The sequence below is a fragment of the Kosakonia sp. BYX6 genome, from assembly GCF_038449125.1.
In the GTDB taxonomy this organism is placed as follows: domain Bacteria; phylum Pseudomonadota; class Gammaproteobacteria; order Enterobacterales; family Enterobacteriaceae; genus Kosakonia; species Kosakonia calanthes.
On record NZ_CP151800.1, the window covers coordinates 2,419,105 to 2,439,870 of the forward strand.

The following is a 20,766-nucleotide window of genomic DNA, read 5'->3' on the forward strand; positions in this document are numbered from 1 at the left end:
TGTCGGCCAGATAAGGCGCCGCCGCCATCAGGCGTTTTGCTGGTTGGCGCTGTGACATCAACACACGCTAATAAAATGGCTGACCCGTTCTGTGGGGCGGATTTCATGCACCATCAACGACAGCGGATCGGTCACTGGCGGAACGTGTGTTTCATTGAGCATTAACGGGTTTGCCGGGCAAATGGAGCCACAAATGTAGGCCGGGATCCCGGCGAATGTTGCGGACATGGCGCGATGCACGTGGCCGCAACTCAGCACCAGCGGCGGGTGCGGCAACCGGGTAAGAAGCTGCGCAAAATCCTGGCCGCCGTCGCACATCGCGTTATCCAGCGGGACGATTCCGCTCGGGAAAAGATGCTGGTGCAAAAACACCATCGCCGGGCGCGGGGTCGCCAGCAACGCGGTTTCCAGCCAGGCCAGATGGGGCGCAATATCCCCCCGGCTTTCACCGGCCACCGTGACATCCACGCCAATCACCGGCAGGCCATCAATCAGCTCATAAAAATGGAGCGCTTCTTTCGCCGAACGGTGCGCCAGCGTCGGCAGGCTTTCGCACATTATCGCTTTATCATCCGCATTGCCTGGCAACAACAATGAGCGGCAAGGCAAACGTTGAAGTTGCGCCGCCATCGCCAGGTAACCTTCGCGCCAGCCATCGTCGGTTAAATCACCTGTTACCACCAGCAGATCGGGATGCAGGGCTATCAGCCAGTCGATAGCCTTTTGCAAGCGCGTCAGGTTGTCATTATCCGGCGCGGCGTGAATATCACTCAGTTGGGCAATCAGCATGGTTTCCCCGTCAGGTTGGTTGAGCCTCCTGAATTATGGCAGCCGCAGGCAAGAGTGACACCAGATGTCACTGCGTTGCAGTATTCTTGTGAACAGATCCGTTTAAGAGACGAATAAAATAAGGAACACCTCTGTATGTCCGTCAATATTCAGACATTAACCGCGCTCAGAAGCGCCTTGCAGGCCGCGCTGGAAATTTGCATTAAAGGCGAGAGTGACAGCGAATCGATTGAAAACACCAACAAAATCGTTAACACCTTGCGCCAGGTCGAACTCACCATTCTGCTTAATAACACCGCGACGTACGCCATTGCCGGTACGCAGGGCGCCGGGAAAACCACGCTGGCAAAAGAGATCCTCGGTATCCACGATCGCTGGTTAAAACCAAACCCCGGTCGCGGTGAACAAATTCCGCTGTTTATTGAACAACGCCGCGACATTGCGCCGGGCGAGCAGCAGGGCGTTTTTGTCTGTCTGAATGGCGAAACCGGCGAGCTGGCACCGGACAAACGCGTCAGCGAAAGCGAGTTTACCGAACTGCTCCAGGACTGGACCGGTTTGGTCAACACCAAAACAGAAGAGGGCTACCGGATCCTCTATCCAAAGTTACTCATCAGCGCGCACGACACGTTTATCGATGAAGACGCGCACTGGGTGCTGCTGCCGGGGTATGAGATTGCCAACAGCCGCAACCACCGTTGGCAGGAGATGATGCGCCATGTGTTGCTCAATGCGCGCGGCGTGATTGTGGTGACCGATCAGACATTGCTGGCGAATGCCAGCCAGAATGCGGTGCAAAAAGATTTGCGCGGCAACTTTGCCGAGCGCCCGCCCGTGGTGGTTATCTCGCGCACCGAATCGCTCAGCGCGGCAGAACGCGACGAAGTACGGGCCAGCGCGGCGAAAATATTCAACCCATCCACGACGGACAATATTATCAACATCGTGACCACCGGCGTCGGTAACCGTGACCAGTGGATTGACGCGCTTTATGACGCGTTCAGAGGCCATTTACTGAACAGCGCCGCCTCCGAAAGCGCCGCGCTGGAACGCACCATGGATCTTATCCGTAATGACGTGGGCGAAATTATTAACAGCCTGAAAGCGCTACATAACGCCATCACCAGCGACGACGACGCCGTTGAGGAGATCCTCAGCGCCTTTGACACCAGCGTTGATCGCTACGAGCGCGAGTTGCGCCGGCATCTGGAGCGGGAATTAACAGAACATAAAAACGCCGCGTTTGCTGCCTGCGAAGCGCGTTATAAAGAGGAAGAAGAAGGGCTGTGGAACAACGCCAAAATTCTCGGGCGACGGTTTATGGCGCAGGGCGTAGAGATTGACCGGATTCGAAAACAGCGGGTGCTGGATGCCTGGGCGAGCAGCTACAACAATGTCGATCTCCATGACCGCTACTTCAGGGTGTTCGATATCAGTAACCGCAAAACGCTGGCCGCGCAGGGGTTGTTGCCGGAAAAACCGCGCGACAGTGCCTTGCTGGCGATCGCCGACAGCGCGGCAAGCAAGATGGGTTACCTGTGCGATGACACACAGCCGCAGCACAATGCGCCTGCGCAGTCCGATCCAGGCATTGAGCAGACGCTCAGAACACTACTGTATAAACCGACGCCATCGGCAAACGAACGGCGTTTACCGGCACTCGAAAAAACGCTGGCTGTCTTTCCGGCGCTGGCGATGGAACTGCCGCGCGCCACGCTCGTGCTGCAAAATCTCGCCGCCGATGCAGCACAACTGGGAGCGGAAGTGTTGCCGAACCAAATCTTCGACGCCTTGTTCGGGCGCGGGGAAAACTACTATCCGATTCGCACCGCGCTGGGGGCGTTGATTGGCATTGATGCCGCCGATGGCAATGTTGACGGGGAATACAACCCGGATGCGCCCGACGGTGTGGCGGCCATCGCCTTATTGGGCAAAGCGGCGGTTGTTGCCTCGGTCGCTTATGGCGCGTACCAGTTGGCGGGCGTCATTCGCGATAGCGATCGGGCGCAGATCCACGCCATGAAACGTTTGCTGGAGGAACTGGCGTTCAGCAATACCGAATCGATTGTCGGCCAATACCGGGACGTCATGGCCGATATGCGCAATCTGCTTGAACATAATCTCAAGCAACATTTTGGTTCCAAAGACGTGCTGACTGAGCGTAGTGAAATTATCCTCGCCATTAAAAAGCTCGCGGCGGTGCAAAAAGAAGCCAGACGTTATGAAACCCATGTCCAACAAATTCTGGCGTGAGTTAAACGGCGAACGGTATCGCTGGGCAGAGCAGTGCTATGTGGATTTTCTGCGCCTGTGCGATGCCGACCGCCTGATCCAGTCTGCGGATAACGTCGCAAGCCAGGTCTCGATCATTGTGTATGGGCCTTCGCAGGTTGGAAAAACGTCGCTGATATTGACGCTTCTGGGCGTCAAAACATCGTGTTTTGAAAACGTCAGCCATATTCTGCGCGGCGGCCAACCGCTGGGAAATAGCGCCACGGCCTGCACGTATCGCTACCGGGTGTCGGAAGACGATGGCTGGTATTTCAGCCATCTTGAGCATGGCCAACGGCGCTTTTCCGATAAAGAGGCGAAAACCGTGTTTGCGGCGATCCGCAAAAAGATGGAGCACGCCCGCGGGCGGATGGACAGCATTGATGTGTTTATTCCGGCCGGTTTTTTCTCCTCGCAGCGCGATCACGCCACGCGTTATGTCATCCGCGATTTACCGGGCATTCAGGCCGCGAAAGCGGTTGAGCGCGATTATGTCACCACCTTGATGGGCCAGTATCTCAGCGCCGCCGATGTTGTCTTATTGACCGGAAAAGTAGATTACCTCGGCTTCCTTAAACCCGAAGAACTGGAAAACACGCTGCTCAGAGACTGGCTCTGGCAGAGCCATCGTTACAAAATCATTCTCACGCGCTGTTATTCCGACGCAACACTGCAAATGCGACTCCAGCAGGGCGAGTTCACCGACGCAGAAGCGCTCCGCAATTATTTGCTCAAGCAAATCAATACGCTGGATTTGATGCTGCCGGAGGAGATGAAAGGCCAGTTGTTTCCCATCGAATGCGGAAATTCGTGGTTGCATCTGCAAAATAAGCAGGATGCCTATGCGCACCAGTGCGCAACGCTACGCCGCGTTTATTTCGACGAATTGCACAACCAACTGGATGCGGCGACCAACCCACTTTCGCGCTTACGATCCGGATTCGCACTCCCGCAGTTTCTCAGCAAACAGATCGCACGCCTGGCAGAATGCGTGGCCGCTGATAAACAACAACGCATTGAGGCCGTTAATCGTCACATCAAGCAACTCAAGGCTTGCGCAGCCCGGCTGGCGAAAACCAACGCCAGGCTTGAGGGGTTACATGCTGACAAAGCGGCCATCGATCAGCGCGATACCGCATTTCATTTTATGCCGCCACTCTTCAGTGGCTGGGCGAGCGCGTTATCCGCACCGCAAACCGTCAGCCAGCTAAAAACGCACCTCGACGACGCGCGGCAGGCTTTACGCCAAGCGTGGCGAACATGGTGTCTGGGAAACGCCGTGCTGCCAGATATTTCCCGCCAACTGTTACGCAGTGAAAAAATAGACCGGCTGTATGACGAACTGAGTGGTTATCACCTGGATAAATACTGGCGCACCGGGAATTTCGCCAAAGATCAGCAGCGGGTACAGTCGGCGATTGCCGGCGATGTGCACACGCTGGTGAACTCCGCGGCAAAACTCTCAGACGTTTTGCGCGAGCAACAGCAAACCGCCATTGTGCGGCGCATCAGAAGCCTGCAACGGGGTACCCGGCGGTTTGAACACGCGATGGCATTTCGACGTGAAGAAATCAACCGTTTACTGGCGAGCATCAACCAGCTCACCAGGGATTTTGCCGCGCAACAGGCGGTATTAGTAAGCCAGCTTGACGCCAGCCGCCGCTTTAAAGAGGTGATCGAGGGGGCGAAAAAGTCACGGGCACACGCCATTAACGCGCAATTTTTTGCCGCACATGCCTCTCGCGAGCAGCGGGTTGCTTTGGTACTCGCGTCCAAAACGCTGGAAAAAGATTATCGCTATATCAATATGCTAGGAGAAAGCGCATGAATTCGCCTTCGGATGAGGAACAGCTTGTCGATGAATTAGTGCAGGATCTGTTTTTGCAGATGCTGGCGCGCGAGTTGAAAGAACAGACAAACGCTATCAGTGAAAACGTCAACGAAAGCCTGGCGTTTGCGGTGTGCGATCCGCTAAAACGCATGGCGGCGGCGCAAGCGAATGGGCTGAGCGAGCAGGAAGAGAAAAACGCCGAACGCCAGGACGAAGTGATGGGCGAGATCCAACGGTTGCCGGGCAGTTTACGTCCTCTTTTTACCGAACTAGCAGACGCACAGCGCGAAACCCTTGCCGCACTCAACGAAAATGCAGCGCAACTGGCGCAGAGTAACGTGCAAGTCGCCGCGTTACAGCGCGCGGCAAACACAAATCGCTGGTGCCTCTGTGCCTGTATTGCGCTGAACATTGTGCTCGCCATTGCGGTTTTCACTGCTTCTCACGGATGGCCGCAATAAACGCTTTCAGGGCTGCCGGCACCTGGCGGTGGCTGGAATAGTACAAACAGAGCCTGGCGTTCGGCGGGCTCCACGCTTCAAGAACCTGCACCACTTGCCCGTCGGCAAGGGCGCTTTGGGCGTAAGGTTCCGGCACAAACGCAATGCCTAATCCCTTTACCACCGCTTCAACCATCAACGCGCTGTTATTCAGGCACAAATTGCCGGGCACATTCAGCGTCAGCGGCTTGCCGTTTTGCATAAACTCCCAGCGGTAACGTTTGCCGCTCGGCAGACGCTGCGCGATACAGCGGTGATGCTGCAAATCATTCGGGTGCCGTGGTTCGCCAGCTTCGGCGAGATAGTGCGGGGAAGCGATAGCGATAAAACGGATCATTTCGCCAAACGGCACGGCAATCATATCGCGCGGCACGGATTCCACCAGACGCACCCCGGCGTCAAACCCTTCGGCAACGATATCCACCAGGCGGCCTTCTGTGACCAGATCCAGCACCACCTGCGGGTGCGCTTGCAAAAAATCGTCCACCACATGTTGTAACAGCCAGCAGGCTCCGCCTTCATTGGCATTGATGCGCAGCGTCCCGTGTAACTCCTGCGGGCGAAAGCGAGTGGCATCCAGCGCATCGTCCAGTGCGTTCAGCAATGGCACGATCCGCTCCAGCAACGCGGTACCGTCTTCGCTCAGGGAAACACTGCGCGTAGTGCGGTGCAACAACCGCACGCCGAGCTGTGACTCTAGCCCGCGCATGGCATGGCTCAGCGAAGATCGCGAGACACCCAGTTCATTCGCAGCCTGTTGAAAACTGCGCTGCTGCGCAACCTGGAGAAAGGCTTTTAAGTCCGTAAGGCTGATGTTTTTCATTGTTGAAATTTTTTCACCGCTTCATGCCGATTGGTGAGTCTTATCATAGCAGCGCACTCTGCTTAAGCTATGGGTTCACTTGAAGCAAGAGGAGAGAACATGATGATGACCTGGCTGATTACCGGAGCCTCTTCCGGGCTTGGACGGTTAATGACCGAAAAATTACTGGCGCGCGGCGACCGTGTTGTCGCCTGTATGCGCCGCCCTGATGCGCTCAACGCGTTGCAGGAGCAATATGCCGAACGGCTGTTGATTTGCTGTTTTGATATGACCGACACGCAGGCGATGCGCCGCGAACTGGACAATGCATTTCAGGCCTGCGGCAAAATCGATCGCGTGGTGAGCAATGCCGGTTACGGTTTGTTTGGCGCGGCGGAAGAGGTCAGCGACGCGCAGATCGACCGGCAAATCGCCACCAACCTTACTGGTTCGATTCAACTGATACGCGCGGTGCTGCCGTGGCTGCGCAAGCAAGGCAGCGGGCGCATTGTGCAAATTTCGTCCGAAGGCGGGCAAGTGGCGTACCCGAATTTTAGCCTTTATCACGCCAGTAAATGGGGGATTGAAGGCTTTCTCGAAGCCGTTGACCAGGAAGTGAAACCGTTTGGCATCGAGGTGGTGATTGCCGAACCCGGCCCGACGCAAACGGGCTTTGGCGCGGGTCTTGATCACGCGCAACCGATGGCCGTTTACGACGAAACACCAGCGGGAAAAATGCGTCAGGGAATCACCGACGGTAGCTTTGCCATTAAAGGCGATGCCGGGCGCACGGTGGAAGCAATTATCACTGCGGCGGATACGCCAACGCCGCCATTCAGAGTGCCGCTCGGCAGCACGGCGTGGGAGCATCTGGTCGCCTCCCTCGGCGGGCGGCTTGAAGAGATCAAAAACCAGCGGGAGATTGCCTGGTCGGCGGATGCGCCTTAAGCCATCGACAAAACCGGCTTAACGATCCGCCCCGGCGTGTGATAAAGCGCCAACGCCTCTGCCCAGTGCGCCAGCCCGAACAGCGCGACCTCGCTACAGCGGCTGCGGCGTAATTGTTCCCAAATGTCTAAAAATGCCTGCTGCCACGCGGCGGCGGGCATGGCATCCAGGTAGTTACGGATATGGAACCAATGCACGCGGGGAAGACGCTGTTGGATATCAAACGGCTGCCCGGAGAGCAGGCCATAACTGATAAACAACCCGCTGCGCGGCAGGGTTTGCAACAGCAATTGCGCCAGCGCGCCGCCGGTGGCGTCGTACACGATATCCGCTTTCGCGGTTGCCTTTTCAATGGCGGCGGTGTCGGTTTGCGCGAGGGGAATGACGCCCATCTCTGCCAGCCGTTGGGCATGGATCCCTGATCGATAAATTCCCGTCACGCTTTTCGCACCGTTCAACCGCGCCCACTGGGCAAGATACCCGGCGCAATCGGAACCTGCCGCGGTGACCAGCACATGTTTGCCGCGCGCCGGATAGAGTTGCAGCATCAGATGCGCAGCCAGCGGGTTGATATACGCTCTTGCCGCCAGCGCATCGTCAATATCGTCCGGGACGCGGATCGCCAGTTCTGCCGGGCAATCAACATACTGTTGCCAGGTGCCCTGGCCGCGCAGAGGAAGCACGCGCTGGCCGAGTAAATGCGCCGCGTCCGGCGTGGTTTCACTCACGATCCCCATGCCTTCATAACCGGCGACGGCGGGCAGGGTGATTCGGTGGCTGTACGCCCCGGAAACCGGGATTACATCGGAAGCATTCATCGGCGCGAGGCGCATTTTGACACGGATGTTTCCCGGTGCCAGCGCCGTCAATTCGCGGGTTTCAAGTTGCAGGGTTTCCTGGGGTTCACCAAAACTTCTGAAGACAACCGCTGTGTTATACATTATCCGCACTCCGTTAGATCATTCAGCCTGTTAAAGGATTATACCCATGCATTTCCCCGGCAAATCAATTTGTTCTCTGCTGCTGATCAGTGCGTTTACCGCCAACGCAGCAACCATCGATAGCGCCAGCCTGACGGCGATTGCCCGGTTACAGGAAGCCCGGCTTGATGCCCGCATCGGTATTGCGGTGATCGATACCGCCACGGGCAAGTCGGTAAGTTATCGCGGGGATGAGCGTTTTCCGCTGAACAGTACGCATAAAGCGCTGTTGTGCGGCGCGTTGCTGAGCAAAGTCGACAAAGGTGAACTGTCGCTGGCAGAGAAAACACAGTTCACCCGCGATGCGCTGGTGGAGTACTCGCCGGTGACCAGCCAGTTTGTTGCACCGAAAAGCATGAACTGGCAACAGTTGTGCAGCGCGGCGGTGAGCCACAGTGATAACACCGCCGCAAACCTGGTGGCGAATAAGCTGGGTGGGCCGAAGGCGGTCACGCGTTTTTGGATGGATTTGGGTGACAGTGTCACTAGAGTCGACCGCAGTGAACCACAGTTGAATAGTGCAATTCCCGCCGATCTGCGCGATACCACCTCGCCGCTTGCCGTCAGCCAGACATTACAAAAACTCGCGCTCGGTAATGTGCTGAAACCGCAATCCCGCGCATTGTTGGTGCAGTGGCTGCGCGAGGATAAGGTTGCGGATGCGCTGCTGCGCTCCGTGCTGCCTGCCGGTTGGTCGATGGGTGATAAAACCGGGGCGGGCGCGTACGGTTCGCGCTCCATTATCAGCGTTGTCTGGCCGAAAACGGGTAAGCCGATCATCGTCTCAATCTATATCACGCAAACCCAGGCGACACTTTCGCAAAGCAACGAGGCGATTGCCCGGATGGGAAAAGCCATTTTTGAGGCGACGCACTAACTCACACTGCCCCCACTGTACGCCCCATGGGTTTGCCGATTATCGACTATGATCAACTTCGTGGCATCGTGGAGAGGAAGTTGCATGACGTCGAAAGCGTTTACAAAAACATGGGGTGCGGAGTTTATTGCCGACGGCACGGTGCGTTTTCGGCTGTGGGCGACGGGTCAGGAAAATGTTTCGCTGCGGCTTGCCGGGCAGACGGTCAACATGGACCCGATCGGCGATGGCTGGTTTGATGTCACCGTAACAGGTGTCGCGCCGGGGGCGGAGTATCAGTTTGTTCTCGCGGATGGCAGAGCGGTTGCCGATCCCGCGTCGCGCGGGCAATTATCGGATGTTAACGGCCCGTCGTTAGTTGTCGACCCTGCGCGTTATGTCTGGCAAAACACGGGCTGGAAAGGCCGCCGCTGGGAAGAAGCGGTGGTGTATGAACTGCATATCGGCACGTTTACCCCGCAAGGGACGTTCCAGGCGGCGATGGAGAAGCTGCCTTATCTCGCAGAACTCGGTATCACGATGATTGAGGTGATGCCGGTGTCGCAATTTGGCGGCAATCGCGGCTGGGGCTATGACGGTGTGCTGTTGTATGCGCCACATTCCGCTTACGGTTCGCCGGATGATTTCAAAGCGTTTATCGATACCGCGCACGGCTTTGGCCTGTCGGTGGTGCTTGATATTGTGCTTAACCACTTCGGCCCGGAAGGCAATTATCTGCCGCTGCTGTCGCCGGATTTCTTCCATAAAGCGCGCATGACGCCGTGGGGCGCGGGCATCGCCTATGATGTCGACGCGGTTCGCCAGTATATTGCGCAAGCACCGCTCTACTGGCTGCGGGAGTTTAACCTCGATGGCCTGCGTTTCGATGCCATCGACCAGATTGAAGATGATAGTGACCCGCATATCCTCGTTGAGATTGCACAGCGGATTCGCGCGGAAATCACCGATCGGCCAATTCACCTGACGACGGAAGATTGTCGCAATATCACGTCGCTGCATCCGCGTAATGCGGATGGAACAGCACCGCTGTTTACCGGTGAATGGAATGATGATTTCCATAACGCCGTGCATGTCTTCGCCACTGGCGAAACTCACGCTTACTATCAGGATTTTGCCGGGGAACCGGAAAAATGGTTGGCCCGCGTATTGGCGGAAGGTTTTGCGTACCAGGGCGAGATTTCGGCGCAATCGGGCGAGCCGCGCGGTGTAGATAGTACCCAACAGCCGCCGGTGGCGTTTGTCGATTTTATCCAGAACCACGATCAGGTGGGGAACCGCGCACAAGGCGAAAGGCTGATTGCGCTGGCGGGCGCGGATCGCACGCGCGTGCTGCTCGCCACGCTGTTACTGTCGCCGCATATTCCGTTGCTGTTTATGGGCGAAGAGTATGGTGAAACCCATCCTTTCCTGTTTTTTACCGATTTTCATGGCGAGTTAGCCAACGCCGTTCGTGAAGGTCGCACCCGCGAATTTGCTGGTCACGCCGGGCATGAGGGTGAAAATGTGCCCGATCCGAACGATCTGGAGACGTTTCGTCGCTCGCAACTGGACTGGAACACCGCGCAGAGCGAAGAGGGTCAACGCTGGCTGGCGTTTAGCCGCGAACTGCTGGCGTTGCGCCAAACGCACATTGTGCCGCTGCTGGCTAATGCGAAAACCCATACCGGCGAGGTGGTGAAAACCGCACCCGGTTTGATTGCTGTGCGTTGGGCTTTCCCGAACGGCACGCTGTCGATGGCGCTGAACATCAGCGAGGTGCGCCAGCCGCTGCCTGACTTGCCGGGCGAAACGCTTTTTGCCTGGCCTGCTGTGACAAACGAATTGCCGCAGAATGCCATTCTTGTGCGCCTTTCCCTGGGAGAAGCTCCGTGACAACGCCAACTGCAACGTACCGTATTCAGTTTCGTAACGGCATGACTTTTGCGCGTGCCGCCAAACGGGTGCCTTATTTAAAGAAGCTCGGCATCAGCCACCTGTACGCGTCACCGATCTTTACCGCCACGGCCGGTTCGACCCACGGTTATGACGTGACTGACGCCAATGAAATTGATCCCGCGCTCGGTGGCCGCGAAGGGTTTGATTTGCTGGTACAAGCGCTGAAAAAAGCCGGCTTGGGTTTGATTCTCGATATTGTGCCGAACCATATGGCCGCGTCGCTGGAAAACCGCTGGTGGCGCGATGTGATCGCGCAAGGTGAAAACAGCCCGTATGCCCGCCATTTCGATATCGACTGGTCACGCCGCCTGACATTGCCTTTCCTGGGCGAGGATTTTGACATCGTGGTCGGAAAGGGCGAGCTGACGGTAAAGCCGGATCCTGAAACCGGCAAACCAGCGTTTGCCTACTATGAAAATGTGTATCCGCTGGTGGCGGAAAGCTGGCAGGGCCGCGAGCAGGACGTGTTAAGTCTGACCGATCCCGCGCGCATCGCCGAGTTGCATGCGCAACAACCCTGGCGGCTGATGTGCTGGCGCGATGCGGCGAACGAACTCTCTTATCGCCGCTTTTTCGAGATAACCGGCCTTGTGGGTATGCGCGTTGAAGACGAGCAGGTGTTTGATGATACCCACCGGCTTATCCTCGAATTGGTGCAGAGCGGTGCGGTCGACGGATTGCGCGTCGATCATGTGGATGGGCTTGCCGACCCGCAGGGTTACCTCACGCGGTTGCGGCAAAAAGCCGGGACGGATTGCTACATCACCGTCGAGAAGATCCTCGGCAAAGGCGAACATCTGCCAGAAGCGTGGCCGGTTTCCGGCACCACAGGGTATGAATTTATTGCGGCGCTGTCGGATGTGCTGGTGGATGACGAGAAAATCGACCGCCTGCGCGAGGCGTACCATCATGTGGTCGGCAGAACAGTGGATATGAAAGCCGAACTGCGGGCGGCGAAACTATTGATGGTTGACCGCAATTTCGCAGGCGAATTCAGCACGCTGTTGCGCCTCGCGATGGACATCAGCAACACCGAAACCCCGTCGCCGCGAGAAGAAGCGGTGCGGCAGGCGCTGCGCGAGTTGCTGATTGCATTCCCGGTTTACCGCACCTATGGCACGGCGCAGGGCTTGCCGCCTGCGGATCGCGCGCTGCTGCAAAAAATCGTTGAGAAGGTTAATGCCAGCCGCTATGCGCCCGATCCCGCTGCGCTGGGGTTTATCACCCGCGTGTTGACCGGCGAGGTTGCGAAAAATGCGCGTGATGAGGCGGCGCATTTCCGCACCCGTTTCCAGCAACTGACCGGGCCGCTGATGGCGAAATCGGTGGAAGATACGCTGTTTTTCCGCCAGAACATGGACCTTGCGCTCAATGAAGTCGGGGCAGAACCGTTACAACGTAACTTTTCATTAAGCCGCTTTCACGCTGAAATGCAGACGCGCCTTGAACGGCAGCCGAATGCGCTTTCCGCCACATCGACCCATGATACAAAACGCGGGGAAGATGCCCGCGCCAGGCTGTACGCACTGACCGAAGCGCCCGAACGCTGGGCGGAATGCGTTGAGCGCTGGCGGGAAATGAACAAGGCGAAAGTGAGCCCGCTTGATGACGGCCCTGCACCGCGGCCTGCGGTGGCATGGATGATTTATCAGGCGCTGGCGGGCGTTTGGCCCGTCACGCTGCAACCGGATGACGCGGAAGGATTAAAAGCACTGGAAGCGCGTTTTGTTGAATTTGTCGAGAAAGCGCTGCGCGAAGCCAAACAGCGCACCGACTGGGTGGATGGCAATGACGCCTATGAAAGTGCGGTACTGGATTATGCTCGCCATCTGCTTTCACCGGGTAACCAACTGTTTTTGCAGGATTTCACTACTGCACTGTTGCCATTTATTCGCGCCGGGCTGGTCAATAGCCTGACCCAGACGTTGATCAAACTGGCCGCACCCGGGGTGCCGGATATTTACCAGGGCAGCGAAGCGCTGAATTTTAGCCTTGTCGACCCGGATAACCGGCTGGCGCCGGATTATGGCGAACTGGAACGCTTGCTGGCGGCACAGGAACATGCCGATCCGCGTTTGCAGGAAGGGTGGTCGAGCGGGCAACTGAAACAATCGTTTATCGCAAGACTGCTGCATTTGCGCCAACAGAAGCCCTCGCTGTTTCGCCAGGGTGAGTACATTGTGCTCAACGCCACCGGCGAACAGGCTGACAATGTTATCTCCTTTGCGCGCGTGGAAAACGATGACGCGCTGATTGTGCTGGCGCCGCGCCTGCTATTTGGCGCGCTGGAGGGCAGCCTCAATGGCGCAGTAATTCCGTTACCTGCGCGGCTGGCGCACCGTCATTATCGAGACATACTCAGCGGGGAGGATATTTTACTTAACGATCGGGTGAACCTGCGAACCATCGGCGGTTTTACCTTTGCGGTACTGGTAAGCGCATGAAGATGAAGGACGATGCGCTTGATTGCGGTTATAGCGAGTGACACGCTATTTGAGGCAGAGAGGGAAAGATGTCTAACGATAAACCTTTTCACATCACGGCGGGGCACGGCCAACAACTCGGTGCGAATTTCGACGGCGAGGGCGTTAACTTTGCGCTTTTCTCCGCCCACGCGGAGCGCGTGGAACTCTGTCTTTATGATCCCAGCGGCCAACAGGAAATCGCCCGCCTTGAACTTCCCGAAAACACGCATGAAATCTGGCACGGCTATGTACCGGGTCTGCAACCTGGCGCGTTGTATGGTTACCGCGTTCACGGGCCTTTCGACCCGGAAAACGGCCATCGCTTTAACCCAAACAAACTCCTCGTTGATCCGTATGCCCGCGAGCTGGTTGGCGATATCGCATGGAATGAAGCGCACTTTGCCTATGACCTGCTGCATGAAGATAAAGACCTGACGTTTGACGCGCGCGACAGTGCGCCGTTTACGCCAAAATGCCGGGTTATCGATACCAATGCGTTCGACTGGCAGGATCAAAACCGCCCGGACATCGCGTGGCCGAAAGCGGTGATTTATGAAACCCACGTGAAAGGTTTTACCCAGCTTAACCCAGCAATCCCGCAGGATTTGCGTGGCACATTTGAAGGGATGGGGCACAAGGCGACCGTCGATTACATCAAAAGTCTGGGCATCACGTCCGTCGAGCTGTTGCCAGTGCACTGGTTCCCGGACGATCAACATTTGCTGGATAAAGGCCTGCATAATTTTTGGGGTTACAACACGCTCGGTTTCTTTGCCCCGGCCTCGCGTTATTACGGTCCGCGCGGGATTCAGGGCTTCCGCGATATGGTACGTGCCTTTCATGACGCCGGTATCGAAGTGATCCTCGATGTGGTTTATAACCACACGGCAGAAGGCAACGAGCTGGGGCCGACGCTCTCGTTTAAAGGCATCGACAACTTTTCCTACTACCGCACGTTGCCAGATCAACACCGTTATTACATCAATGACACCGGCACAGGGAACACCGTCAATACGTCGCACCCGCGGGTGTTGCAGATGATCATGGATTCCCTGCGTTACTGGGCGGAATCGATGCATATCGACGGTTTTCGCTTCGATTTGGGCACCATCCTTGGACGCGAACCGCAAGGGTTTGATCAGCGCGGCGGTTTCTTTGATGCGATGACGCAGGACCCGGTGCTGTCGAAACTGAAGCTGATTGGCGAGCCGTGGGATATCGGCCCCGGCGGTTACCAGGTCGGCGGCTTCCCGCCGGGTTGGGCGGAATGGAATGACAAATACCGCGATACGCTGCGCGAATACTGGAAGGGCGACAATGTGTCGACGGATTTCGCCGCGCGGTTGCTCGGTTCCGGCGACCTCTACGACCAGCGTGGGCGTCGCCCGTGGGCCAGCGTCAACTTCATCACCGCACATGACGGTTTCACGCTCAACGATCTGGTTTCGTACAACGACAAGCATAACGACGCCAACGGCGAAGATAACAATGACGGCCATAACGACAACCGCTCCTATAACTACGGCGCGGAAGGGCCAACCGAGGATGAAGGGATTAATGCCGTGCGCGATCGCCAGAAGCGCAACTTCCTCGCGACGCTGTTGTTCTCCCACGGCACGCCCATGTTGCTGGCGGGCGACGAGTTTGGGCGCAGCCAGATGGGCAACAATAATGGCTATTGTCAGGACAGCGAGATTTCGTGGATCCACTGGGACGCATTGCAGGGCGACGGCGAAGTGCTGCGGGAATTCACGCGTCAGGTGATTCAGCTTCGGGCGGAGCAGCCACTGTTACGCCGCGAGAACTGGCGCGACGGTATGGAGATCAAATGGTACAACGCCGGCGGTGGCGAGCAGCTTCCTGAACAGTGGGAAGAAGGGACGACGCTCGGCGTCTACATTGGACGTGCGGATCTGCAAGATGAACCGGGGATTTGGCATGACGTGTTGATGCTGTTCAACCCGTTCGAAGGCAATGTGCCGTTCCAGATCCCGCAATTTGGCGAGGGCGGATGGGTACTGGAACTGACAACCTCCGATACGGTGAAACGCGGCATTGTCATCACCAAAGAGAAAGATTTTGAATTAGAAGGCCGCAGTATCGCGCTGTTCCGCCGCCCCTGAATTCACCGCCGGGCAGACTCAGGCGCACAGGTTGCGCCTGATTTTTTCTTTTTTTAGCAATATTTCTCTCGCTGATTCGTCTACTTCATCACAGGCAATTATTCATTAAGCTGATGGAGTATAAAAAAGATGAGAGATTTCGATATGCGTGAACATCGTCATGGGTTCGGCCGCCACCGCATGGCTAAGCCGCTTATCATCGGCGTTGTGGTGTTTGTGGCGCTCGGCCTGGTGGTCATGTCGCTGTGGAATGCGCTGTTGCCCGCCATTCTGGGCGTGAAAAGCATTGGGTTCTGGCAGGCGCTGGGGATTTTAGTGCTGTCGCGCATTCTGTTTGGCGGGCTTGGTTTTCGGCCGGGAATGTTCAGCGGCGCGCACCGGCGCATGCATGAACGCTGGATGCAGATGACGCCAGAACAGCGTGAAGCTTTTGTCCAGCAGCGCCGTGACGGGTTCCGCCATCACGGACATTGCGGCTGGCATGGGCGTCGGGATCCGCGTCAACAACCCGACGATAACGGCACGACTTCAGGTGAAGCAGATGAAAATCGCCATGGCGGCTGAGTCGCGGCTGATATCTGCAATCAGCGCTTGTCGATCCCGGCTGAGCGCGTTTATCCGCGGTCGTTCAGCGCCCAGCGATGACGCCGAAGACATCTTGCAGGAAGTGACGTATCAGTTGATGAAAGTGGAACAGCCGGTGGAGAACGTCGCCGCCTGGCTGTTTCGCGCCGCGCGGAATGAGATGACCGACCGGGCGCGAAAAAAGCGCGAAGTGCCTTTTTCCGGACTGTTTGAAAATGATGACCACGAAACCTTCGCCGAAGATGAACTGGCAGAAACCCTGTTTGGCGTGGCGCAAACGCCCGAAGATGAGTATCTGAAAGCGTTGTTATGGGAAGAGTTTGGCAATGCGCTGTCCGGGTTACCGGCGGCGCAGCGCGAGGTGTTCGAAAAAACCGAACTGCAAGGCTACAGTTTCAAAGCGTTGGCAGAAGAGCAGGGCGTGAGCGTGCAGGCGCTGCTCTCGCGCAAACACAAAGCCGTGCTCTATCTGCGTACGCGCATGCGAAATCTTTATGATGAACTGATGGAAGATTAACCCCGTCATTCGCCCCAGCGTGTTCTTAAATAATCAACGGCTTGCCGGGTTTGCGGCTGTTCCAGATAGCTTTCCCGGAACAAGATCGTGCCGGAAATTTGCGGCATCGATTCGTTCAAATCGAGCTGTTTTTTCAGTTCTGGTACGCCGCCATTGATGGTCCAGTCCGGTTCCGTTTTTGAAAATTCACCCACTTTATAGAAGGCAACGCCGATATAGAGGCGTGTATGTGTGGGTTTCACAACATCGGCCCACCATTTTGCCAGCACATCGTAGCGCGCGGCGTCACGAGAAAACGGCCAGTAGATTTGCGGCGCAATGTAATCCAACAAACCTTGCTGCACCCAGCGACGGGTATCGGCGAACGATTCATCGTACGCCGCCGCGCCGCGTGTTTCCGATCCTGCCGGGTCGAATGAGCGGTTGCGCCACACGCCCGCAGGGCTGACGCCGAATTCAACATTGGGGTTTAACTGCTTGATGGTGCGGGAAACTTGCTCAATCAACAGTTGCGTATTGTGCCGCCGCCAGTCGGCTTTGGACGCGAAACCCTGGCCATATTGCTGGAATGTCTGACGGTCATTGAGCGTAGAACCGGAAGTTTCCGTATAGAAATAGTCGTCAAATTGCACGCCATCAACGGGATAACGCGCGACAACTTCCGCCACGATGCTGGTTATCCAGTCCCGCACATCGGGAATGCCTGGGTCGAGAACAAAACGATCGCCAGCGGTGCGGATCCAGTCGCGGTGCAGGACAAAGATGCTGGCAGGATGCAGCGATAATGTGCGGTTAAGTTCGTTAACTGTCGATGTTTTGGTGTTAGTCGACACGCGATAAGGGTTAAACCAGGCGTGAACTTTCATGCCGCGTTTGTGGGCTTCGTCGAGAATAAATTGCAGCGGATCGTAACCGGGATCCTGACCAATAGTGCCGGTAAGCGTGTCGGACCACGGCAAGATTTTTGACGGCCACAGCGCGGTGGCGTCGGGTTTCACCTGGAAAAAAACGGTATTAATACCGAGCTGTTTCAGCTTATCGAGCTTGTTTGTTAATGCATCTTGCTGCTGTTGGATGCGCGCGGCGCTGCTGGCATTTACCGATTCCATTGGTGGCCAGTCCAGACGGGAAACCGTCGCCAGCCAGATGCCACGCACGGTTCCCTGATTTTTAATCGATTGTGTGGGAAGCGGTTGTTTAGCGACGGGGGGAATGGGCGTGACGAGAGATTTCGGGGGTTTAGACGCACAGCTAGCCAGAAAAAGCGCCGCAGCAACAAGCGCGGCCGAGTGTTTTAGTTGGGCTATCCGGTAAAAGGAACGCAGACTGATGGTCATATGCTTTTGTTTTTTCTCGTAGTCGCTGGGCAACCCACATTCTCGTACGAAACGGGGGTAAGTCAAATGATAAGGGCGGATAAGTAAGAAGAAGAGGATCGATGTTCGAAATAAGGGCAACTCCCCCCTGAGTTCATTCTTATTGCGGGGGGATTAAAAACCGGGCTAGTTCTTGAGTAAATTTATTTTCCCGTCGGGTGTTTCATCAAAGATTTTATCGTCGAGACGATAGAAAACCTTGTTGGTGAGATTCCCGCTGACAATCATAGCGATGTCGTTATAGATGCAGTTTTCCTTATCCTTAATATCATCAAAACAGTGATAATCATCGATGCTTCCGTCTCGGGTCCCTGCTGGCAGGCGTTCATAACCTTTGAAATGCATGATGATGACAGTGAAGTCTTTTGGATCGTTGATGATGTTGTATTTCTCCTGGAGCAACTCTTTATTCTTTTTCCACCAGTCGATTTTGCCTTCATTCGTTAAAGGCAGATTTTTCACATATACAGTGTCATTATCGACGCGGACGATAGTCGGCGAGCGAAGAAATAACCAGGATAGGCATAGGATGATTATCAACATCAAAAAAGTGACGAGCTTCTTAAGCATTAATTATTATCTCAGTTGTTAAAGCTAAACATCACGGCTGAACCCCTGCGGCATTAAGTAGTTGTGCGCGTAGCCAGGCGTTAGCGGGATCGTGGTTGTTTTTGGGGTGCCAGAACATGCTGATGGCAATCGGCTGAAGCGCGAGCGGCGGGGTGAAAATGTCGAGCGTCTGGGCAAAACGTTGCAGCATCCGTCGCGGTAATGTGCAAAGCAGATCCGTACCCGCAACGATGGGCGGTGCCATCGCATAGCTTTGCGTGGACATCACCACACTGCGCTGATGTCCCAGCCCGGCCAGCGTTTGATCGACAAAGCCGGTAAACGGATCCCCCTGCGCAGAGACGACCAGATGGGGAAGGGCGCAATAACTTTCCAGATCAAGGGGGTTGGAGCCCCGCGGATGATCTTTGCGCTGCGCTGTCGCGAACTCATCATCAAAAAGTTTGCGTCTGATCCAGGCATCATGCGCACCAGCATTTACGCCAATGTAGATATCAACATCATCGTTTTCCAGTTGCCCGGGCAGACGAGACATTTCCGGCAGGGCGAAGCGTAACCGAATCCCTGGCGCGACAGCCGCAAGCTGATTAAACAGATCCGCGCCCAGCATCAGCGCCGGGTTTTCATGCAGCGCAATCACAAACGTCCGGCTGCTGCTTTGTGCATCGAAATTCATCGGTTCGAGCATTGTCGATATACCCTGCAAAACGCTCGCGACCTGCGGGCGCAGCGACTCGGCTCTCGGCGTTGGCAAAACCCCACGTCCATGTGGGGATGGAATAAACAGTGGCTCGCCAAAGATCGTCCGCAGACGCGCCAGCCGTGCCGACATCGCCGGTTGGCTAATACCGAGCCGTGTAGCGGCGTGCGTGATGTTCTGATCTTTAAGCAGTGCATCTAACGTCAGCATCAGGTCCATATCAATGTCTGCAAATGGCGTCATTCTGTTTTCCGTTTACTTTGCGCCAGCGGCGTTTCGGTTGGTATAGGTGACAGGTACCCATGCATAGCCGCCATGTTCGTTGCTGGCGACATGGCCAATGCCGGGGAACGGCAAGTGAGGAATCGCGATAAGCTCTCTATTTTTCACAAAGCTTTCAAATGCTTGTGTGCGAACACGAGTGGCACCGTCCTGATCTTCATCGTAGGCGATAGTAACATTGGGCTGCGGGAACTGCACCGCGGCGACGTGAATGATATCGCCGACGAAGGTGATTTTCTCGCCGTCACTGACCAGCGTGTAGAACGCCGATCCCGGTGTGTGGCCGGGGTGAACCGTACCGGTTATGCCGGGCATAAGTTCAACAGAGCCTGAAAATGGCACAATTTTGCCGGCATCCAGATAGGGTTTTAAGGTTTTTTGCGCAATATCGAAGTAACTCTGGTCATAGCCGGTTTTCTGCTGATTCGCGTTATTAAAGAAGAAATCAATGTCCGGTTTACCCACAAATACGCGCGCATTGGTGAACACACGTTGGCCATCTTTGACCATGCCGCCTGAATGATCGGAATGCGCGTGGGTCAGTAAAATATCCGTAATGTCTTGAGGATGAATCCCTTGCGTCGCCAGGCTTTCAACCAGCCGACCACCATTCCCAGGACCAAACAATTGTCCTGAACCGGTATCGACCAAGATTTTGTGCCCGGGCAGGATGATCAGAAATGCATTAATGGAGGCTTCAACCGGATTGGCCTGGAAGTTTTTAGCCAGTAACGCGTCGGTATTTTGCGGTGTCGTGCGGCGCAACAGGCTATGAAGATCTTGCGCGACGCTGCCGTCGGTAAAGGAGGTAACAAGGATTTTACCGACCTGTACGTGATATCCGCCAGCCTGTTGCTCGACGACATGTTGAGATACGTCGGCCAAAGATTGAAGAGCAGGGTAGAACAATAACGAACCGGCTAAGAGCGTTGATGTAACGAGGCTTTTTGCATTAAACATGATGAGCTCCTGACGAAAACCTCATGTTATTCCACTCACATTTTATGAGAACCCGTACCATGCTGATACGACCTATCCATGTCGTGGATAGGTCCGATTATGTTGATAACCTTTGGTTATAAATCTGTCATGAGATAACGCCAGTCCTTCATCAAAAAGAATGACCCAACATAGTGAATGGCTTTATTAGTGTTTGCACAAAAAGCTAAACGTCATACTTAAATGAATCACCATAAAAACAGATCACAGGCATGC

17 protein-coding genes are annotated in these 20,766 nt (G+C 55.7%); 10 read left to right on the forward strand and 7 right to left on the reverse strand.

Annotated elements, in window-relative coordinates; genetic code table 11:
• Window positions 1-57: 57 nt before the first annotated feature.
• A complete protein-coding gene (locus AAEY27_RS11295) occupies window positions 58-789 on the reverse strand; it encodes a metallophosphoesterase (protein WP_342320599.1) in 732 nt (243 codons plus the stop codon).
• Window positions 790-924: 135 nt separating this feature from the next.
• On the opposite strand from AAEY27_RS11295, the gene AAEY27_RS11300 reads away from it, so the two are divergent.
• Genes AAEY27_RS11300 through AAEY27_RS11310 form a run of 3 tightly spaced genes read left to right on the forward strand, consistent with a single transcriptional unit; the run spans window position 925 to window position 5,352 of the window.
• Window positions 925-3,042, forward strand: a complete 2,118-nt coding sequence (locus AAEY27_RS11300; RefSeq protein WP_342320601.1) for a hypothetical protein — start codon at window positions 925-927, stop codon at window positions 3,040-3,042.
• The gene (locus AAEY27_RS11305; RefSeq protein WP_342320603.1) at window positions 3,011-4,888 is read left to right on the forward strand and encodes a hypothetical protein; all 1,878 of its coding nucleotides are present in this window, start codon (window positions 3,011-3,013) and stop codon (window positions 4,886-4,888) included. Before AAEY27_RS11300 ends, AAEY27_RS11305 begins: the two co-directional genes overlap by 32 nt.
• The gene (locus tag AAEY27_RS11310; protein ID WP_342320604.1) at window positions 4,885-5,352 is read left to right on the forward strand and encodes a hypothetical protein; all 468 of its coding nucleotides are present in this window, start codon (window positions 4,885-4,887) and stop codon (window positions 5,350-5,352) included. The genes AAEY27_RS11305 and AAEY27_RS11310 overlap by 4 nt, the downstream gene beginning before the upstream one ends.
• Here the strand turns inward: AAEY27_RS11310 and AAEY27_RS11315 are convergent.
• Entirely contained in the window at window positions 5,324-6,214 is an 891-nt protein-coding gene (locus AAEY27_RS11315; RefSeq protein ID WP_342320605.1) for a LysR family transcriptional regulator, read from the reverse strand. The genes AAEY27_RS11310 and AAEY27_RS11315 overlap by 29 nt on opposite strands.
• Window positions 6,215-6,316: 102 nt before the next feature.
• Between AAEY27_RS11315 and AAEY27_RS11320 the strand changes: the two genes are divergently transcribed.
• Window positions 6,317-7,141 (forward strand): SDR family oxidoreductase, encoded by an 825-nt coding sequence (locus tag AAEY27_RS11320; protein ID WP_342325548.1) that lies wholly within the window; start codon window positions 6,317-6,319, stop codon window positions 7,139-7,141.
• On the opposite strand, the gene AAEY27_RS11325 is transcribed toward AAEY27_RS11320, so the two are convergent.
• The gene (locus AAEY27_RS11325; protein ID WP_342320607.1) at window positions 7,138-8,082 is read right to left on the reverse strand and encodes a zinc-dependent alcohol dehydrogenase family protein; all 945 of its coding nucleotides are present in this window, start codon (window positions 8,080-8,082) and stop codon (window positions 7,138-7,140) included. The genes AAEY27_RS11320 and AAEY27_RS11325 overlap by 4 nt on opposite strands.
• Before the next feature lie 46 nt (window positions 8,083-8,128).
• Here AAEY27_RS11325 and bla point away from each other — a divergent pair, with 46 nt between their 5' ends.
• The 6 genes from bla (at window position 8,129) to AAEY27_RS11355 (ending at window position 16,623) form a co-directional block, all read left to right on the forward strand.
• Window positions 8,129-8,998 carry a class A beta-lactamase gene (gene bla / locus AAEY27_RS11330; RefSeq protein ID WP_342320608.1) on the forward strand — a complete coding sequence of 290 codons (870 nt, stop codon included), beginning with the start codon at window positions 8,129-8,131 and terminating at the stop codon, window positions 8,996-8,998.
• Window positions 8,999-9,082: 84 nt separating this feature from the next.
• On the forward strand, window positions 9,083-10,870 hold the full coding sequence (gene treZ / locus AAEY27_RS11335; protein ID WP_342320609.1) for a malto-oligosyltrehalose trehalohydrolase: 1,788 nt from the start codon (window positions 9,083-9,085) through the stop codon (window positions 10,868-10,870).
• A 41-nt stretch (window positions 10,871-10,911) separates the two neighbouring features.
• Window positions 10,912-13,377: a malto-oligosyltrehalose synthase gene (gene treY, locus AAEY27_RS11340; RefSeq protein ID WP_342325550.1), complete on the forward strand. Its 2,466-nt coding sequence runs from the start codon at window positions 10,912-10,914 to the stop codon at window positions 13,375-13,377.
• Between the two features lie 68 nt (window positions 13,378-13,445).
• Entirely contained in the window at window positions 13,446-15,521 is a 2,076-nt protein-coding gene (gene glgX / locus AAEY27_RS11345; RefSeq protein WP_342320610.1) for a glycogen debranching protein GlgX, read from the forward strand.
• A gap of 129 nt (window positions 15,522-15,650) precedes the next feature.
• Window positions 15,651-16,085, forward strand: a complete 435-nt coding sequence (locus AAEY27_RS11350; RefSeq protein ID WP_342320611.1) for a hypothetical protein — start codon at window positions 15,651-15,653, stop codon at window positions 16,083-16,085.
• Window positions 16,063-16,623 carry an RNA polymerase sigma factor gene (locus tag AAEY27_RS11355; protein WP_342320613.1) on the forward strand — a complete coding sequence of 187 codons (561 nt, stop codon included), beginning with the start codon at window positions 16,063-16,065 and terminating at the stop codon, window positions 16,621-16,623. Before AAEY27_RS11350 ends, AAEY27_RS11355 begins: the two co-directional genes overlap by 23 nt.
• 5 nt (window positions 16,624-16,628) lie before the next feature.
• Here AAEY27_RS11355 and AAEY27_RS11360 read toward each other — a convergent pair whose 3' ends face one another.
• From AAEY27_RS11360 to AAEY27_RS11375, 4 genes are all read right to left on the reverse strand, one after another.
• Window positions 16,629-17,960 (reverse strand): glycoside hydrolase family 10 protein, encoded by a 1,332-nt coding sequence (locus tag AAEY27_RS11360; protein ID WP_342320614.1) that lies wholly within the window; start codon window positions 17,958-17,960, stop codon window positions 16,629-16,631.
• A 165-nt stretch (window positions 17,961-18,125) separates the two neighbouring features.
• Complete coding sequence (locus tag AAEY27_RS11365; protein WP_342325552.1) at window positions 18,126-18,542, reverse strand: DUF943 family protein; 417 nt, start codon at window positions 18,540-18,542, stop codon at window positions 18,126-18,128.
• Between the two features lie 58 nt (window positions 18,543-18,600).
• A complete protein-coding gene (locus AAEY27_RS11370) occupies window positions 18,601-19,512 on the reverse strand; it encodes a LysR family transcriptional regulator (protein WP_342320615.1) in 912 nt (303 codons plus the stop codon).
• Window positions 19,513-19,524: 12 nt separating this feature from the next.
• Window positions 19,525-20,511 (reverse strand): MBL fold metallo-hydrolase, encoded by a 987-nt coding sequence (locus AAEY27_RS11375; RefSeq protein ID WP_342320616.1) that lies wholly within the window; start codon window positions 20,509-20,511, stop codon window positions 19,525-19,527.
• Window positions 20,512-20,766 lie beyond the last annotated feature (255 nt).

Excerpts from the sequence above, each read along its gene's own strand:
- AAEY27_RS11355 (WP_342320613.1), top strand. The coding sequence starts at position 16,063 with ATGAAAATCGCCATGGCGGCTGAGTCGCGGCTGATATCTGCAATCAGC.
- AAEY27_RS11315 (WP_342320605.1), bottom strand. The coding sequence starts at position 6,214 with ATGAAAAACATCAGCCTTACGGACTTAAAAGCCTTTCTCCAGGTTGCG.
- AAEY27_RS11300 (WP_342320601.1), top strand. The coding sequence starts at position 925 with ATGTCCGTCAATATTCAGACATTAACCGCGCTCAGAAGCGCCTTGCAG.
- AAEY27_RS11310 (WP_342320604.1), top strand. The coding sequence starts at position 4,885 with ATGAATTCGCCTTCGGATGAGGAACAGCTTGTCGATGAATTAGTGCAG.
- glgX (WP_342320610.1), top strand. The coding sequence starts at position 13,446 with ATGTCTAACGATAAACCTTTTCACATCACGGCGGGGCACGGCCAACAA.
- AAEY27_RS11370 (WP_342320615.1), bottom strand. The coding sequence starts at position 19,512 with ATGACGCCATTTGCAGACATTGATATGGACCTGATGCTGACGTTAGAT.
- AAEY27_RS11320 (WP_342325548.1), top strand. The coding sequence starts at position 6,317 with ATGATGACCTGGCTGATTACCGGAGCCTCTTCCGGGCTTGGACGGTTA.
- AAEY27_RS11350 (WP_342320611.1), top strand. The coding sequence starts at position 15,651 with ATGAGAGATTTCGATATGCGTGAACATCGTCATGGGTTCGGCCGCCAC.
- bla (WP_342320608.1), top strand. The coding sequence starts at position 8,129 with ATGCATTTCCCCGGCAAATCAATTTGTTCTCTGCTGCTGATCAGTGCG.
- AAEY27_RS11305 (WP_342320603.1), top strand. The coding sequence starts at position 3,011 with ATGAAACCCATGTCCAACAAATTCTGGCGTGAGTTAAACGGCGAACGG.
- AAEY27_RS11375 (WP_342320616.1), bottom strand. The coding sequence starts at position 20,511 with ATGTTTAATGCAAAAAGCCTCGTTACATCAACGCTCTTAGCCGGTTCG.
- AAEY27_RS11325 (WP_342320607.1), bottom strand. The coding sequence starts at position 8,082 with ATGTATAACACAGCGGTTGTCTTCAGAAGTTTTGGTGAACCCCAGGAA.
- AAEY27_RS11360 (WP_342320614.1), bottom strand. The coding sequence starts at position 17,960 with ATGACCATCAGTCTGCGTTCCTTTTACCGGATAGCCCAACTAAAACAC.
- treY (WP_342325550.1), top strand. The coding sequence starts at position 10,912 with ATGACTTTTGCGCGTGCCGCCAAACGGGTGCCTTATTTAAAGAAGCTC.
- AAEY27_RS11295 (WP_342320599.1), bottom strand. The coding sequence starts at position 789 with ATGCTGATTGCCCAACTGAGTGATATTCACGCCGCGCCGGATAATGAC.
- AAEY27_RS11365 (WP_342325552.1), bottom strand. The coding sequence starts at position 18,542 with ATGTTGATAATCATCCTATGCCTATCCTGGTTATTTCTTCGCTCGCCG.
- treZ (WP_342320609.1), top strand. The coding sequence starts at position 9,083 with ATGACGTCGAAAGCGTTTACAAAAACATGGGGTGCGGAGTTTATTGCC.